The 15,536-nt window shown below is 60.3% G+C and carries 16 protein-coding genes and 1 pseudogene; 9 read left to right on the forward strand and 8 right to left on the reverse strand.

The genetic code is table 11. The features are described from left to right. Positions 1-387 precede the first annotated feature (387 nt). Positions 388-3,330: a GH92 family glycosyl hydrolase gene (locus tag GXB81_RS05445; protein ID WP_205988580.1), complete on the forward strand. Its 2,943-nt coding sequence runs from the start codon at positions 388-390 to the stop codon at positions 3,328-3,330. A 370-nt stretch (positions 3,331-3,700) separates the two neighbouring features. Here GXB81_RS05445 and GXB81_RS05450 read toward each other — a convergent pair whose 3' ends face one another. The 7 genes from GXB81_RS05450 to GXB81_RS05480 form a co-directional block, all read right to left on the reverse strand. Next, entirely contained in the window at positions 3,701-4,768 is a 1,068-nt protein-coding gene (locus GXB81_RS05450; RefSeq protein WP_205988581.1) for a porin, read from the reverse strand. A 158-nt stretch (positions 4,769-4,926) separates the two neighbouring features. Continuing rightward, the gene (locus tag GXB81_RS05455; RefSeq protein ID WP_167281689.1) at positions 4,927-6,267 is read right to left on the reverse strand and encodes an MFS transporter; all 1,341 of its coding nucleotides are present in this window, start codon (positions 6,265-6,267) and stop codon (positions 4,927-4,929) included. A 111-nt stretch (positions 6,268-6,378) separates the two neighbouring features. Beyond that, on the reverse strand, positions 6,379-7,323 hold the full coding sequence (locus GXB81_RS05460) for an amidohydrolase family protein (RefSeq protein ID WP_277396778.1): 945 nt from the start codon (positions 7,321-7,323) through the stop codon (positions 6,379-6,381). Between the two features lie 10 nt (positions 7,324-7,333). Then, positions 7,334-8,017, reverse strand: a complete 684-nt coding sequence (ligK, locus tag GXB81_RS05465) for a 4-carboxy-4-hydroxy-2-oxoadipate aldolase/oxaloacetate decarboxylase (RefSeq protein WP_205988582.1) — start codon at positions 8,015-8,017, stop codon at positions 7,334-7,336. After that, on the reverse strand, positions 8,010-9,047 hold the full coding sequence (locus tag GXB81_RS05470) for an amidohydrolase family protein (RefSeq protein WP_205988583.1): 1,038 nt from the start codon (positions 9,045-9,047) through the stop codon (positions 8,010-8,012). The genes ligK and GXB81_RS05470 overlap by 8 nt, the downstream gene beginning before the upstream one ends. A gap of 32 nt (positions 9,048-9,079) precedes the next feature. Further along, positions 9,080-9,796 carry a substrate-binding domain-containing protein gene (locus tag GXB81_RS05475; RefSeq protein ID WP_241016255.1) on the reverse strand — a complete coding sequence of 239 codons (717 nt, stop codon included), beginning with the start codon at positions 9,794-9,796 and terminating at the stop codon, positions 9,080-9,082. A 56-nt stretch (positions 9,797-9,852) separates the two neighbouring features. Continuing rightward, positions 9,853-10,752, reverse strand: coding sequence for a LysR family transcriptional regulator (locus GXB81_RS05480; protein WP_167041950.1), 900 nt, complete (start codon positions 10,750-10,752; stop codon positions 9,853-9,855). A gap of 736 nt (positions 10,753-11,488) precedes the next feature. Between GXB81_RS05480 and GXB81_RS31865 the strand changes: the two are divergent. The 3 genes and pseudogenes from GXB81_RS31865 to GXB81_RS05490 form a co-directional block, all read left to right on the forward strand. Next, positions 11,489-11,647 (forward strand): annotated as a pseudogene (locus GXB81_RS31865) (tlde1 domain-containing protein); the annotation flags it as partial. 104 nt (positions 11,648-11,751) lie between these two features. Continuing rightward, a complete protein-coding gene (locus GXB81_RS31870; protein ID WP_346777784.1) occupies positions 11,752-11,919 on the forward strand; it encodes a tlde1 domain-containing protein in 168 nt (55 codons plus the stop codon). An 11-nt stretch (positions 11,920-11,930) separates the two neighbouring features. Beyond that, positions 11,931-12,188 (forward strand): hypothetical protein, encoded by a 258-nt coding sequence (locus tag GXB81_RS05490; protein WP_167041952.1) that lies wholly within the window; start codon positions 11,931-11,933, stop codon positions 12,186-12,188. 154 nt (positions 12,189-12,342) lie between these two features. Here the strand turns inward: GXB81_RS05490 and GXB81_RS05495 are convergent, their stop codons facing one another. After that, positions 12,343-12,639, reverse strand: coding sequence for a helix-turn-helix transcriptional regulator (locus tag GXB81_RS05495; RefSeq protein WP_205988584.1), 297 nt, complete (start codon positions 12,637-12,639; stop codon positions 12,343-12,345). A gap of 568 nt (positions 12,640-13,207) precedes the next feature. Between GXB81_RS05495 and GXB81_RS05500 the strand changes: the two genes are divergently transcribed. The 5 genes from GXB81_RS05500 (at position 13,208) to GXB81_RS05520 (ending at position 15,491) form a co-directional block, all read left to right on the forward strand. Next, on the forward strand, positions 13,208-13,513 hold the full coding sequence (locus GXB81_RS05500; protein WP_205988585.1) for a cellulose synthase: 306 nt from the start codon (positions 13,208-13,210) through the stop codon (positions 13,511-13,513). A 66-nt stretch (positions 13,514-13,579) separates the two neighbouring features. After that, positions 13,580-14,683, forward strand: coding sequence for a ParB/RepB/Spo0J family partition protein (locus GXB81_RS05505; protein WP_205988586.1), 1,104 nt, complete (start codon positions 13,580-13,582; stop codon positions 14,681-14,683). Between the two features lie 22 nt (positions 14,684-14,705). Continuing rightward, complete coding sequence (locus GXB81_RS05510) at positions 14,706-14,885, forward strand: hypothetical protein (protein WP_205988587.1); 180 nt, start codon at positions 14,706-14,708, stop codon at positions 14,883-14,885. Between the two features lie 28 nt (positions 14,886-14,913). Further along, positions 14,914-15,144, forward strand: coding sequence for a major capsid protein (locus GXB81_RS05515; RefSeq protein WP_167285245.1), 231 nt, complete (start codon positions 14,914-14,916; stop codon positions 15,142-15,144). Between the two features lie 74 nt (positions 15,145-15,218). Next, positions 15,219-15,491, forward strand: coding sequence for a major capsid protein (locus GXB81_RS05520; RefSeq protein WP_205988588.1), 273 nt, complete (start codon positions 15,219-15,221; stop codon positions 15,489-15,491). Positions 15,492-15,536: the final 45 nt, after the last annotated feature.

A 15,536-nucleotide genomic window follows, 5' to 3' on the forward strand; every position in this document is an offset into this window, starting at 1 on the left:
GCTATCGCGATACCGGTCTTCGCAACGGACTGAAGCACGAAACCATCCGTCGTCTCCTCACCATCAACACACGTCGCGACCGCTGCGGCATGCGCCGCGAAGTGCGGTAAAGCGTTTTCCCCATTACTTTACGAATACCTGACACCTTCACGCCCCAGTCATGTTTATTAAACGAAATCGTTATATTTCACACTGATAATGCCGCCCATCGCGATATTCCAAATGGATTGCGCTGCCTTTTCGTAACCGGACCGGGAGACCGTTCCAGTTGGCGAGGCCGTTGTCCGCCCAGTTTATTCATGTAGTTTCAGATCAATAAGAATGAATTAACGGAATCTGGCGGCGTAACGTACGCCGGATATTTTATTTTTAATAGGGCAATTGGGTATGTTAAATAAAATACGGCTTGGGGCGGTAGGAACACTTACCACATTAATCCTGGCGGGGTGCGGGGGCAGCACGAACAACACGGCTCCGTCGTCGCCGTCATCGCCGCAGGGCGGATCGCCGACCTCACCTGGCGGGTCGACCACGACGCCGCCGTCGGGTGGCTCGACGACCCCGCCGGTCGCGCAGTCGCTGACGCAATACGTCAATCCGCTGATCGGCACGGCGCCGGGCACTTCGCCGACGCCGACTGCGCACGGCGCGGGCGGCAACACGCTGCCGGCGGCCGGACTGCCGTCGGGCATGGTGCAGTGGGGGCCCGATACCAATACGACGCCGGCTTCCAGCTCCACCGCCGAACCGGGTTCGCCCTCTGGCTACTACTACGACCTCAACTCGATCGCGGGTTTCAGTCTGACGCACATGAGCGGCACCGGCGGGCAGGGCAACGACGGTGAAATTCCGTTTGTCGCGACCACCAGCCTCGCGAATCTGACGCCGACGTTCTCGCACACGAACGAGACGGCCAAGCCCGGCTACTACGCCGTCGCGCTCGACAACTCGGTGAAGGTCGAGCTGACCGCCACGCTGCGCACGGGCTTCGGGCGCTTCACGTTCCCGGCGAACAACCCGGCGTTCATCCATATCGACACCACCCGCACCAATACGCTGCAATCGACGACGGGTCAGATTACCCAGATCTCGAGCACCGAAGTCGCAGGCTATACGGTGGGCGGCAATTTCGAAAGCTCGTCGAGCCGCGTGCCGGTTTACTTCTACGCCGAGTTCAGCCAGCCGATCCAGTCCTCGACGGTCAGCGCCGGCGTTGCCGACCTGTCCTTCGCGCCGGGCGCGCAAGTGCTCGTGAAGGTCGGCATTTCGTACGTCAGCATGGCCAATGCCAAGCAGAATCTCGACACCGAGAATGCCGGCTGGGACTTCGACGGCATCAAGAATGCCGCCGACACGGCCTGGAATCAGCGCCTCAGTACGATCGCCATCACGCCGAGTTCGAGCGACTCGATGACCAACTTCTACACGGCGCTCTACCACGCGCTGTGGGCGCCGAGCATCTTCAGCGACACGAACGGCCAGTACCTCGGCTTCGACGGTACGGTCCACACGGTCGCCAACGGCCAGAACGCGCAGTACACCGGCTTCTCGAACTGGGACGTCTATCGTTCGCAGATGCCGTTGCGCGCAATGCTGTTCCCGACCGAGACGAGCGACATGGTGCAGTCGCTGCTCAACGACGCGGACCAGTGCGGTGCGATTCCGCGCTGGGTCAACGACAACTACGATTCGGGCACGATGGTCGGCGACGGCGGCACGAACATCGTGGCGACCGCGTACGCGTTCGGCGCGCAGAAGTTCGACACGACCGGCGCGCTGAATCACATCATGGCGCAGCTGAACACGAACAACCTGGCCGTGTGCAAGAACTCGGGCGGCAGCACGATCGGCGTGAACGGCGGGCGGTCGACCTATCTGAAGTTCGGCTACATCACGTCGGGCGAAAGCGCGATCGCGTCGTCGAGCCTCGAATACAACCAGACCGATTTCGCCGCCTCGCAATTTGCGGCCGCGCTCGGCAACACGTGGATGGCGAAGCAGGCGCTGGGCCGTTCGGCCGGCTGGCAGTACTCGATCGACACCGCCGATACGCCGCCGCTGCTCACCGCGCGTACGACGGGCGGGGCATACACGAACGAAACCCAGAGCAGTACTGACAATTACGAGCAAGGCAGCGCGGAGCAGTACACGTGGATGGTGCCCTGGGATCTTTCCGGACTCGTCTCGCTGCTCGGTGGCAACAGCACGGTGCAGACACGCCTCGACACCATGCAGACCCAGCTCAATGCCGGCAACGGGTCGCCTTACCTGTACATCGGCAACGAGCCCTCGTTTGCGATTCCCTGGGTGTACAACTGGGCTGGCGCACCGTCCAAGACGTCCGACCTGATTCAGAAAATCGTCACGACGCAGTTCGCGGCGACGCCGGGCGGTCTGCCGGGCAACGACGATATGGGCGCGATGTCGAGCTGGTATGTCTGGGCGATGATCGGCATGTATCCGGAAGTCCCGGGCGTGGCGGGTTTCGCATTGCATAGCCCGCAGGTTGCAGCAGCCACGATCACGCTGGAGAACGGCAAGCAGATCAAGATCACGGCTCCTGGCGCACCGAACTCGAACTACGTGCAGTCGCTGATGGTCAACGGCAAGGCGGCCAATGCGCCGTGGCTGTCGTTTGCCGACGTCTCGAACGGCGGCTCGCTCGCCTATTCGATGGGCAGCTCGGCATCGAGCTGGGGTACCGATCCGTCCAATCCGCCGCCGTCGTTCGGTCTGCCTGAATACACGAGCCTCGCCGACGCCTTCAACAACCAGGGCTTCAGCCTCGACGGCAGCAGCGCTACCGCCGGTACCGGCGCGGCATTCGACGGCAGCCTGAACAGCCTGTCGACGACGGCCCTCGCGGCAGCGATCGGTTCGTCGGGCAGCGTGACGACGCTCGGCGCAACGTTCTCGTTGCCGGTCAACCTGACGCAGAACCAGCAGTCGCTCGATAACGTGGTCGTGGCCGGTCAGACGATCGACATGCCGGCCGGTTCGAAGGGTTCGAGCCTCGTGTTCCTCGGCGCATCGGGCAACGGGCCGAGCACCGGCACGGTGACGGTCCACTACACGGACGGCACGAGCCTCTCCGCATCGCTGACGCTCGACGACGGCACGTTGAATGGCGGCGGCGGCACGCTGACGAATACGGCCGCGGTGACGATGACCTATCGCAACAACGCGTCGGGTGCCCGTGACAACACGAAGAGCTATCTGTTCTCGCAGGCGATCGCGATCGACCCGACCAAGATCGTGCAGAGCGTGACGCTGCCCGCGAATGTCAGCGCCGGCAAGATGCACGTTTTCGGCATCTCGGTAGCGGGCTGATGGAAATACGCGTATCCGGCCATGATGACGGTTTGATTGACGTCATGACGGCGGGATGCGCGGTTCGATGAATCGATCGTTTCGGGTTGCGGGGTTGTCCTGGAATGTGTGGCGAGGATGGTCGATTCAGGTATTGATGGACAAACGAACGCCCGCGTATAGCGGGCGTTTTACTTTCTGCCATGTTTTTCGCGGGCGGTAGCTACTGTTCTACGACGAAGCGCTTTCAGCGAACCAATGCCGTGGTGTCATAGTGCCGGTGGCGTGGTTGCTCCGCTATTGGGCAAAGGCCACGAAAGACTCCGAAGTCGCGTCATTGACTGGATGGCGACAAAGTTGACCGGGAAGCTGAACCGGAAATCCCCTCGCATCAAAACAGATGCCGGATCCCCGCACCATAGGTGCTGCCCGAAGGATGCGCGGAAATCCTGTCGTACGAATACACACCATAGACATCCGTGCGTTTCGAGAGATAGTAGTCGTAGCCGATCGATCCCGTGTTATGCACCGAATCCTGGTTTGATGGCGCGCTCTGCCGGGTGGTGGCCCATGAGGCGAGTATGTACGATACCGCAGTCACCGGAACGGATACGCCGAGCTGGTACGTATGCGTGCCAATGTGCGAAGTCGTGGTATTCGTGGTCTGGAGTGTGCCGTAGAACTTCGCGAACTGCGCGTTATAGGTCGCACCCGCGAGGTAGAGCGTTTGATCCACCCCAGGAGAATTCGGCGCCCCTCGCACCCGCTGAGCCGAAAACGCGGCCTGCACAGGCCCATGCTCGTAGACGAGGTGCAGGCCGAGATTGTCGCGCCCCTGCTGACCCGTCGCGCTGCTGACCGAATACTGAACGACACCCGTTAGCCCGTAGAACGAAGGCGAATAGTAGCCGAGCGTATTGCCCCAGACGGTATCGCCGATCACCTGTCCGTTGTAGCCTGCCACGTACGACTGCACGACGAGCGGCGAAAACACGACGGACGATCCGAACGGATTGAGCATGCTCTGGTTCAGATACGTCTGCGTCGTCTGCAGGCCGAACTTGACTGTCCCGTAGGTGTCGTTTGCCAGCCCCACATACGCGTTACGCGAGAACAGGCCATCGGTGGTGTTGCGGCCCATCTGGCCGGTATTGGGCCGAAAAAAGCTTTCGAGCTTGAAAATGACGCGAGTCCCGCCACCCAGCGCCTCATTGCCGCTCATGCCCCAGTATGAGGTCGTGAGTCCGCCGCCGCCCATCTGAACCGTCCCCTTAGGTGTCGTGCTGAGCTTCGACTGGGTAACGTACGTGCCGATCAAACCGTACAGGTTAACCGACGACGAATCGTCGCCTGAAAGCGTGGCCGCATGCGCATCGCCCACACACATGGCAAGAGAGGCACAGGCGAGAGAGGCAACGTTGATTGTACGAAGCTTTCCGGATCCCTGGCTTTGATTCATGATTTGTCATCCTGATTAATTGTTATTTTTTCGACACCTGTCCGGGGCGTCGGCCACGAGCCGCACCCCGATGACAGGATCGAAACGAAGAGATAAGGTGGATCGGAGCGACGACAGTACCGGCTGAAGCGGATACGCCCCGATGCCGCGAAAACCCGCTATGCCGCCGGCACGGAAGATTCGTCCATCGCGCCCTTCGTCTCCGGCATCAGGAATACGACGGCCAGATACACGAGGCTGACGAGCGCGCTGACCGTAGCCAGCGTCATCGGCAGGGCGCCGACGTCGGTCGCGAGCAGCGAGACGAGGGTCGGCATCGAGCCGCCGATGGCAAAGCCCACGTTCCACGAGATGGCGGTGCCACTCGAACGGATCGCGGTCGGAAAGCGCTCATTGAGCACGATCACGAGCGGTGAATAGCAGAACGTGCCGATGGAGCTGAGTGCAATCGTATAGACCGCAATTGCGCCGATTCCCTCGGCATGGGTCAACCCGAGGTACAGCAAGGGGATCGACACCAACGAGATCAGGCCGTAGAAAAGCATCGCGCGCCGCCGGCCGATGCGGTCCGTGAGCGCGCCCGCCAGCACCGACGTCAGGCTCACGCACACGGCGGACACGCTCAGGATCATACCCATCGTGGTGTGCGGTACGTGATTGACGATCTTCAGGAATGTCGGCAGGTAACCCGAAGTGAGATACGACAGGCCGCCGCCGGCGAGGGTCAGCAATACGCACCCGACCGTGATGCCCACGAAGCCGCCGCTCAGCGCACTGGCCTTCTTCTGCGGCCTCGTCGGTTCCGCCCGATGTTGCGCCGCAAGTGCGAGCCACAGCGGCGACTCCTGAAGGCGCGTGAAAACGAACAGGCCAAGCAGCGAACTCGCGAGGCCGGAGAAAAACATGATGCGCCAGCCCCACGCCGTGAATGCCGCGGGCGGAATCAGGGCACTCACCAGCACGAAGATAAGGGAGGCGAAGAGCTTGCCGATGCCGGAGCCGCCACCGCAGATGATCCCGGAAGCCAACCCCCGGTACTTCGGACCGATCGATTCGGTGCCGAGCGTATGGGTGGCCGCAACCATTCCGCCCATATATACGCCCTGAATCAGGCGCAACAGCAAAAAGAGCATCGGCGCGAGGATGCCGATGCTCTGATAGGTTGGGATCGTGCCCATGAGTGCCGTCGATACGCCCACCCCGACGGATGCGACCACCAGCGTCTTCTTGCGGCCATGACGATCCGAGTACCGGCCGAACAGATAGCCGCCGACCGGACGCATGATCAGCGTCGCCGTGAAAGCACCGTAGACTGCGGCCAGCGACAGCATCTGCCGCGACGAGTCGAAGAATACCGTGGCGAGTATCGGTGCCACGTACAGCAGGATAAAGAGGTCGAAGAGGTCGAATGCCCAGCCAAGACAGGACATCGCAACTGCCTGCGATTTCTGCCAGGGGGTGAGTACGAGACCCGCGGCTTGGGTAGGCGCGGATTGCACGGGGATGTCTCCTTGTATTATCGATGAGTGAAGTGGCGGGCCCGAGGGGCCTGAGAGTCACGGCACGTTGCCATGCCCGCCACGAAATCCAGGCAGTGCGGGAAAAACTGTTCAGGTTTCCTCTGGCCAGTACAGGCGCATCGGATTATCGACCAGCAGGCTCTTCTGAAGCGCTGCCGTCGGCGCGATCTGCGGAATGAAGTCGACCAGCAGGCCATCGTCGGGCATGTGCGCGGTCAGGTTCGGATGCGGCCAGTCAGTACCCCAAAGCACGCGATCCGGGAAAGTTTCGACGAGGCGGCGGGCAAACGGCACGACGTCGCGATAGGCCGCGCGCTGACCATCCAGCGCAGCCGGACCGGAAACGGAAAGACGCTCCGGGCAGGTGACCTTGGACCACACGTTCGGGTTCTCGCGCATGAAGCGCACGAAGAGCTCGAATTCGGGACCGTCGACCGGCTTCGTCACATCCGGGCGCCCCATGTGGTCTACAACAACGGTAGTCGGCAACGAGGTAAAGAAGTCCCACAACTCCGGGAGATCCGGCGCCTCGAAATAGATCACGACATGCCAGCCGAGCGGAGCAATGCGGTGAGCCATTTTCAGCAGTTCATCGGCAGGCGTGATGTCCACGAGGCGCCGGACATAGTTAAAGCGCACACCGCGCACGCCCACGTCGTGCAGGCGTTGCAGTTCCGCGTCGGTAACGTCGAAAGGCAGCGTGGCGACGCCCCGCGCACGCCCATTCGAATGAATCAGCGCATCGACCATCGCGCGATTGTCGGACCCGTGGCAGGTCGCCTGAACGACCACGTTGCGTGCAAAGCCGAGATGATCGCGCAGCGCGAAGAGCTGTTCTTTCGAAGCATCGCACGGCGTGTACTTGCGTTGCGGTGCGTACGGGAACTGCTCGCCCGGACCGAACACGTGGCAATGCGCGTCCACGGCGCCGGCGGGCAGGGCGAATAGCGGGCGGCTCGGGTTTTCCAACCAGTCGAGCCAACCCGGCGTTTTCTCGAAGGGACCCGTGGTGATTCTGGAATTCATGCTGGACATGTGCGTCTCCTCAATCAACGTAGCGGAGGCCGGCTTTCGCCAGCGGCTCGCGCATGCCGTACATATCGAGCCCCAGCACGCCGCTGGCGAGCTTTTCGCGTTTGCCCGCTTCATTGGCCTCGCGCGACCTCGCGGCTTCGAGTGTCTCTTGCGCGATACCGCGCGGCACACAGACCACGCCGTCGTCGTCGGCCACGATCACGTCACCTGGCGTGACGAGCGCACCGGCACACACCAGCGGGATGTTCACGGAACCGGGCGTGGCCTTGATCGTCCCCTTCGCGCTGACGAAACGGCTCCAGACGGGAAACTGCATCTCCGTGAGCGTCCTGACGTCACGCACGCCCGCGTCGATCACGAGCGCGCGCGCGCCGCGCGCCTTGAAGCTGGTCGCCAGCAGGTCGCCGAAATAGCCATCCGAGCACTCCGCCGTGACCGCGGCAACGACGATATCGCCCGGCTGGATCTGTTCGGCCACGACGTGGAGCATCCAGTTGTCGCCCGGTTGCAGCAGGACGGTGACGGCCGTACCGGCAACCTGGGCGCCGGCATAGATCGGACGCATATACGGCTTCATGAGACCGACACGGCCCATGGCCTCGTGCACGGTGGCACAGCCGTAGCCTGCGAATGCGCCGGCAAGCGCCGGCTCCGTGCGTTCGATATGGCGATGTACGACGCCGAGTTCAAACATTCTGTTTCTCCTTCCTTTCGAGTGCCGCGTCCAGACGCGGATAGACACGGCGCGCGTTACCTTCGTAGACCTTGTAACGCTCCTCCGCACTGAGGTTGAGCGTCGCCTCGATGTAGCGCCGCGTATCGTCGTAGTAATGGCCGGTTTCCGGATCGATCCCACGAACCGCGCCGATCATCTCGGACGCAAAGAGGATGTTGTCGACGGGAATGACCTTCGTGAGCAGGTCGATACCGGGCTGGTGATAGACGCAGGTATCGAAGAAGACGTTGTTGAGCAGATGTTCCGTGAGCAGCGGCTTTTTCAGTTCCTGCGCGAGACCGCGATAGCGTCCCCAGTGATAGGGTGCAGCGCCGCCGCCGTGCGGGATCACGAACCTGAGCGTCGGAAAATCCCTGAACAGATCGCCCTGAACCAGTTGCATGAATGCTGTCGTGTCGGCGTTGATGTAGTGCGCGCCCGTCGTGTGAAAGCATGCGTTGCACGAGGTCGAGACGTGGATCATTGCGGGAACGTCGAGCTCCACCAGCTTTTCGTACAGCGGATACCAGTGCCGGTCCGTGAGCGGCGGCGAAGTCCAGTGACCGCCCGATGGGTCCGGATTCAGATTGACGGCAACGAATCCGTAGTCCCTCACGCATCGTTCGAGCTCGGGAATGCACGAGCGCGGATCGACGCCGGGCGACTGGGGCAGCATGGCCGCGCCGATGAAATGAGCGGGGAAGAGCGCCGAGACGCGATGGATCAGTTCGTTGCAGATCGCCGCCCACGTGCTGCTGACGTTGAAGTCGCCAATGTGATGGGCCATGAAGCTCGCGCGCGGCGAAAACACCGTGAGGTCGGAGCCGCGCTCGCGCATCTTGCTGAGCTGATTATTCTCGATGCTCTCGCGAAGCTCGTCGTCGGTGATGACGAGTTCCGAGACGCGCGGCATCTGTGCGGGGTCCGCGATGCCGGCGATCTGGCGATTGCGCCATGCTTCGAGCGCCTTGGGCGCCGTCGTGTAGTGACCGTGTATGTCGATAATCATGAGGAGTTCTTGAAGAAGGGAAGTGCGCTCGCTCACGCGGGTTCCATGCCGTGGCGATGCTTGAGTTCGTCAGTGATGGCTGAGTGCAGGACCTGAAGCAGATCGCGCGCAGGGTCGGGATGAGCCGCACCCGTGCAAAGCGCGGCGGAGAATGTCGTCACGATCGCGCAGTCGTGCGGCATGGTTCCCAGCACGTCGATGCCGGGCAGATTCATGAGTTCGCTGAGTTGCTGGAAGCCGAGTTCCACGACGCCATCGGCAACAAGCTGGCCGACCGGTACGCCGGGCGCTGCCAGCACGAAGCGATCGGCCATGGCGTCCCGAATCCCCCACGTTTCAAGCAGATTCATGAGGGCCGTGCCGCTCGGTCCCGTGGAATAGCCCACGCTATGCGCGCCGAGCAGCGCTTCGCGCAATGCCTTTGCGTTATGGATCGCGGGATGGGGCGCGCCGGCGCGGACCGCCACGGCGACGTTCGAGCGGGCGACATCGGTCCTGCTGTCGCTCACGAGATGGCCGCTTGCGATCAGTGCGTCGATGGCGTCGCTCGCGAGTACGGCAAGATCGAAGGGATGGCCGTCACGCACGAGCCGCGCGGCATCGACGCCGCCGACAGACCTGAAATGCACGTCGATACCGCGTTGCTCGCGGTATAACGTGCCGATATCGGCGAGCAGCAGGCGGGTCGCCATCGACGAGACGCCGGAAAGTCTCGCGTCGGAACGAACAGAAGCAGCAAAGTTTTCCATGGCCCGATTCTGGCCATTGGGGTATGCATTGCCTAGTACAACGATCCTACTAGCTGCTATAACGATTCGGCATGGGAAACGATCTCGCGCAGCAGCCGGGCGGTCTGCCGCACGAGCCGGCTGGTCGGCTTGTGCGCGGATTCCGCGAGACACAGCGTACTGGTCAGCATGGGGTCCTTGAACGGGCGCAGCGTGAATGCCTTCGGCCGATCCGAGGCGGCAAGCGCTGTCTGGGGCAGTACGGCATGGCCGTAGCCTGCATTGACGAGATCGAGAATGGACGGGACGCTCGAAACTTCCAGGGCGATATTCAGCTTCACCCCGGACATGGCCGCCTGGGTGTCGAGAAGCCGGCGCATCGCGTGAGTGTGTCCGGGAAGAATCAGGGGATAGTCGGCGAGCTGGGAAAAGGGCAGCGGTTTGGCTTTCGCATCGCCACGCGTCGCGCGGCTCACGAGGCCAAGCGCCTCGTCGAGCACGGGCGTGATCTCGATAGCCGGATTGGGTTGGGGATTGTGGATGAGGCCCAGATCCACCCGGCCCATTGCAATCCATTCGACGAGATGGGTCGAAAGCCCCTCGACGATGGCCAGCGATGCAGCCGGCAATTCGCGGCGGAAAGTATCGACAAGGAACGGCGTCAGCCGCCGGGTCATGCTCGGCGGTAGTCCCAGCACGATGTGTCCGGACGGCTCGTCGCGCGCGGCTTCGATGTCTTCGGTGACGCTCGCGACAAGCCGCAGGATGCTCACGCCATGATCGAATAGACGCTTGCCGATTTCGGTCAGGACAACGCCTCGTCCGTTACGGATCAGCAGCGTCGCGCGCAGATCCGTCTCCAGTAGCCGCACCTGACGCGAAAGCGCCGGCTGGGTCATGTTCAGTTGCATGGCAGCCTTGCCGAAGCTGCCCAACTCGGCGACACGAACGAAGTACTCCAGCTGCTTGAGATTCATTTTGCTGTTCGCAAGAGTGGATGCTCCCGATCCCGGGTGCAACGCGGGACATCGGGCGCGAAATAAAGGCACATGCCAAGGGGCACGCGCAAAGCATACTGCAAGTGGATGGCTGCTCCGCGGGAGCGGTTCATGCAACTGAGTCACTACAATAGCGTTCATGGCCGGCGCTCCTCAACGAATGCTGGCTACCAGCCTGAACCCGCAAACACGACATTTCTATTTGGGACCTACAAATTTTGGGGTGGTAATTTAATTTACGTTGAACATATTTTAAGGTTTGGATATCTCAGACCCCGGAGCGCGTGCGGGTCGACGGTAAGGAAGCTGCGGCGCGGCGCCCGTCGCAGCAAGTCCACCTGTATGTCGTGCCGGGTGAGCACATCATCGCACTCAGCGACGGTGGCCACGACGTCAAGGTGACGACGGAGATCGTCGCGCACCCGGGCTCGGCGCCGCCGAGCCCAAGGTAATTCAGTACGTACTCTCCGCTGCCTGAAAATCCAACGGTGATCGAGTAACCTGCAGGGGGCCGATACAGGAATTTTCTGTCCGTGGGATTAGGAATTTTCTGATTTTTAATAATTCCATATTGTCTGATGTTAATCGACAACAGGGTATTATTAAGATGCCTTGCGCTTTCTTTTGCGTGGTATTCTGATTAAATAATCGACACAAGGGGAGTGTATCAATTGGCGTTTTATGTAAATTTATAATCGATAAGGACATATCTTCATTGATTATTCCCGGCATTGGTACATTTAAAGCATACTCAGGTGACGGCATCTATCGGAACAAAGGAGGCTGTACTGCGATGCCTGATAATGGTCCGCTTCCAACAGGGATCTATTGGATAGTAGATCGTCCAACAGGCGGATTCAGATCCAGAACTGAAGCGCATGCAAAAGACATCTGGAGCGGAGTAGTCGGCCGGCGTACTAATATGAAGAGTGGTTCGCACTTTATCGTGACGACGGCGTTATCGATGACCACACCTGGATTAATGGTGTCGAGCGCGGACAATTCCGCTTGCACCCAGCAGGCGGTCGCGGTCTATCGAAAGGCTGCATTACCCTCCCTGGTTATGCAGATTTCGAAAAAATAAGACGCGCACACCTTCACTATCCCCGCTCGCAATTCAGGCATTCGTGCATATGGAACGATTGAGGTAACGGCGCATGGCGACACTTGTCCGTAGAATATTTAAAGTAGCGTTATTTATCGGATTATTTCTTCTTTCTGTTCGCTACGTCCATACGTATCCGTTACCGATGCCTGAGGGCCAGATAATGTTCTGGATTGACGCCTCTGACCGACTCGGCATTAGTGATTCCGATAATCTCTATATTCCGACCATGGTCATCATCGATCTGATCGTCGCGATTCTGGCCTACGTGGCGATCCTGAAGCTCTGGAGACGCTACCGGTCTGGTTGATCGTCACCAGTCCTGGCTCGTTCATGGCAGGCTCCGCCGGGTTGCGCGCGGATAGCATGCGCCTCGGGCAGACCTGAACCAGACATTTCTATTTGGGACCTACAAATTTATGGGTGATAATTTATGGAAAGTCGAACTCACTAACGCACCTGATTTATGCGATGGCTACTCGCGAAAACAGGCGATTCACGGCGTTAGTGAGCATGCGAAAACCCGCAGTGACAATTTCTTTCGTTTCGTTACGCCGCGCTTCTTCATGAGCCAGGGCAATCATCGTTTCACCAAGTGGCACGTCCGCTTCGCGTGCCAAAATTAGCGCCGTTCGAAAATCTGGTAGACGTTCACTCTTTACGTATCGATCCAAAGAGCGTTGATTTAGGCCCATTTCCTTGGCTGCTCTATTTACGCTTCGGCCTTTCATCGCTCGCTCTATCAATTCCGCGTACGTCATACAAATCTCCAATTGGTGAGTATTGGACCGTTTGGGCTAACATTCAAATTAGACCAATTGGACTGAGTCCGGTTTGTCTTAGACCGATTGGCTTAATCAGTAGTCTATCAGCGCTGCGGAAAAGGTAAACCCCGTGCGCTGGGCGTAGACATGTCATAAGCAGGGAGACAGTGTGCGGGATGCTTTAGTGCGGGTCTGCCAGCAGGGCAGTGAATCCAGTTTCCTTACGCTGGTGCCGGTCGAAGTCGGTGCACCGGCGAATCCGTTCCTTCAGTAGTGATGAAGCCGGCTTGCGTGCAGTCGGGTGCCGTCGCGTCGCTGGATTTTGTTCCGCGCGTGTTCGGTCCTGCCCGTCCGCTGCCGGATGATGTGCGGGTATGTCCTCATGGTGATGACGTACCTGAGTTGTGCGCGTGGTGTGGTGTCGATCGCGTGGGTAGTTGCGGTGCCTGTAGTGACTTGAGCGCGGTAGAGCGCTAAGCGTCTTACGTCGAGTGCGTGAGTCTGTTATCCGCCTGAAAAGGCTTTATTCATTGTGAATAGTAGTCCTAACCTCAAAGGGGTATTTATGAATTCGCAAAAGCTGAAGGTTCTCCAGGTCATTAATCGTTCGGGTATTGCCAGGAAGACTGGTAACGCATGGTCGATCTTTTCCGCGCAATGTGTGCTGGAACAAGAGGTGGACGGTAAGCCGCAGCTGCTCGTCGGCACGATCAATTTGCCCGATGCGCTGAAGGATACGGAGCCGGGTGATTACCTCGCGAATTTCGCATTTTTCCAGTCGATGGAAGGCAGGCTCGAACCGCGTATTACGTCGTTGCAGCCGTGGGGGCGTCCAATGGCGCGTCCGAAGTCGGATGCGGTCCCGGCATAAGTTGCCTCGGTGCGGGCCGTGTAGTTTGCGGTCCGCTTTTTTCGCATGCGAAAGGCGGGGGACGTGATGGCGGGTAGAACAAGGAAAGCTGCGGCGGTGCCATTGAATGGGGACGTGTTTCCAGCGTCGGATGGTCCGGCGTTGCAGTTTGTCGCGCTGGATGTGATCGACATGCCGGAGCAGGTGCGGACGACGTTCGATGAGCAGGCGCTTATCGAGCTGGCGGACGACATCAAGGCGCGCGGGATTCTTCAGCCGGTGTTGTTGCGTACGCCGGTCGAGGGGCGGTATCGGTTCATCGCGGGTGAGCGTCGGATTCGTGCGGCCCGCATGGCGGGGCTGTCGGCAGTGCCCGCGCTGGTTGGTGACGTGAGCGAAGAAGCTGCGGACGACATGCAGCTTGCGGAGAACATCCAGCGCGAAGAACTGAGTTTGCAGGATGAGGCGCGGGCGATCCGGCGGCTGTATGATCGGCTCAAAAAGGTCGATCGGGTAGCCGGTCGCGTGAAGAAGTCGTCCGCGTGGGTATCGAAGCGGCTCGCGCTGACCTATGAGGGTTTTGACTGGCGCGCGAAGAAGCTGCTTGAGGATGGCATAACAGAGGACGTGGAGCTGCTTCAGGCGGTCGCGAAAGTGGGCGAGCTGAGCCAGTCGCATGCGTCGGAGCTGGATATCAACATCCGGCAGGGCAACGCAGGACGAAAAGAGGCGAGGGCGGTCCTCGCGGAACTGAAGAAAAAACCGGCAGCACCGGCCAGGCCTGTTGCAAGTGCAGCGGCTGCTGCTGTGCCGTCGTTGCCGGATGAAGTGCCGTCGGATGCGCCGATGCCGGCAGAGAGGTCTGTCGCCGCCTTCGATGGCCGGGTGGTGCTATGGGAACTGGCGGAAAACCTGCGGCATGAGCAGTGTCCTCCGGTCGATGAGCTGGTGAGCGAATTTTCCGCCGAGCAGCAGGCGGCGATTCTGGATGTTTGTCGCGATGGGTTTGAGCTGGGCGAGTCATGCGCGGGGCTTGAAGCGCTGCAACTGGTGCGGCGTATATCGGGGCTGCAGGCGGCAGAACATCTCGAAGACTGGTCGCTGGCGGCGTTCACGCTTGGCGCGTTTGCGATGCCGTTTGAGCTGGGGACGTTGCTCGCTGAGATGCGTATCGCGATTCATAACGGTTAGTTCAGGAGAGAAAGGAGCGGCAATGCAGAGTATTCCGCCAGATTCAGTCGAGCAGATTGCAGGACAGCTAACGTTTCTGAACGTGATGCTGTTCGTGTATCTGCTCTGTAAGGGTGTCGGATATGCGTCTGCGGTGCTGGCGCGGCGCGATCCGCCAAAGAAGTTGATCCGTTCGAAGCCGGCCCGGTCGGACGAATCCTAATCGGTGGGCTAAATCAGGGAGTAAAAAAATGTTTGCAATGTTGAAGGGTGTGAAGCGTGCTGCGGTTGGTGCGGCGGTTGCGGTTGCGTCGGCTGGCGCTTTCGCGCAAACCTCGGATGCCTCGACGTTCGATCCGACGGCAATCGTCGCGTCGATCAACAACGTGGCGCCGGCGCTGGTGACGGTCGGTGGTGCGGTCCTGGGCGTCGTGGCGGTGGCGTGGGGTATCAAGATGGTTCGTACGTTCCTCGGTCGTTGATGTCCGGGGGATGAGCTGACAGTACGCGGCGCTTTCCTTGTGGGGAGCGTCGCTTTTTCGTTTACGGGGCAGATATGAGTGCAGGGCTCGATGTGGTGGTGTGCGCTCCGGCGTCGGGCGCTGTGGCGGGATCGGTGCTGGTCGGCGGTGAAGCGGTGTCGTGTGTGATGGGTGACGGGACGGCGGGCCAGTTGTCGGTAATGCGGCTGGATTTGATGGATACGGCCTCAGGTGCCGATGGTTCGGGTGCTGGCCTGGCAATCGGTGGCGCGGTGTTAGGTGTGCTGGCGGTGGCGTGGGGGCTGCGTCATCTGCGCGATTTTATTGCGGGTTCAGCGGGGGAATAGCGTGAGCTACTGGATCGAGCTGGTGATAGTGGTGGCGACGTGCTA

The organism is Paraburkholderia sp. Ac-20336, from assembly GCF_017105025.1.
Taxonomy (GTDB): Bacteria; Pseudomonadota; Gammaproteobacteria; order Burkholderiales; family Burkholderiaceae; genus Paraburkholderia.

Bases quoted from the DNA above. Each gene is read 5' to 3' on its own strand.
- GXB81_RS05445 (WP_205988580.1), top strand. From the start codon at position 388: ATGTTAAATAAAATACGGCTTGGGGCGGTAGGAACACTTACCACATTA.
- GXB81_RS05450 (WP_205988581.1), bottom strand. From the start codon at position 4,768: ATGAATCAAAGCCAGGGATCCGGAAAGCTTCGTACAATCAACGTTGCC.
- GXB81_RS05460 (WP_277396778.1), bottom strand. From the start codon at position 7,323: ATGTCCAGCATGAATTCCAGAATCACCACGGGTCCCTTCGAGAAAACG.
- ligK (WP_205988582.1), bottom strand. From the start codon at position 8,017: ATGTTTGAACTCGGCGTCGTACATCGCCATATCGAACGCACGGAGCCG.
- GXB81_RS05470 (WP_205988583.1), bottom strand. From the start codon at position 9,047: ATGATTATCGACATACACGGTCACTACACGACGGCGCCCAAGGCGCTC.
- GXB81_RS05475 (WP_241016255.1), bottom strand. From the start codon at position 9,796: ATGGAAAACTTTGCTGCTTCTGTTCGTTCCGACGCGAGACTTTCCGGC.
- GXB81_RS05480 (WP_167041950.1), bottom strand. From the start codon at position 10,752: ATGAATCTCAAGCAGCTGGAGTACTTCGTTCGTGTCGCCGAGTTGGGC.
- GXB81_RS05490 (WP_167041952.1), top strand. From the start codon at position 11,931: ATGGCGACACTTGTCCGTAGAATATTTAAAGTAGCGTTATTTATCGGA.
- GXB81_RS05495 (WP_205988584.1), bottom strand. From the start codon at position 12,639: ATGACGTACGCGGAATTGATAGAGCGAGCGATGAAAGGCCGAAGCGTA.
- GXB81_RS05500 (WP_205988585.1), top strand. From the start codon at position 13,208: ATGAATTCGCAAAAGCTGAAGGTTCTCCAGGTCATTAATCGTTCGGGT.
- GXB81_RS05505 (WP_205988586.1), top strand. From the start codon at position 13,580: ATGGCGGGTAGAACAAGGAAAGCTGCGGCGGTGCCATTGAATGGGGAC.
- GXB81_RS05510 (WP_205988587.1), top strand. From the start codon at position 14,706: ATGCAGAGTATTCCGCCAGATTCAGTCGAGCAGATTGCAGGACAGCTA.
- GXB81_RS05515 (WP_167285245.1), top strand. From the start codon at position 14,914: ATGTTTGCAATGTTGAAGGGTGTGAAGCGTGCTGCGGTTGGTGCGGCG.
- GXB81_RS05520 (WP_205988588.1), top strand. From the start codon at position 15,219: ATGAGTGCAGGGCTCGATGTGGTGGTGTGCGCTCCGGCGTCGGGCGCT.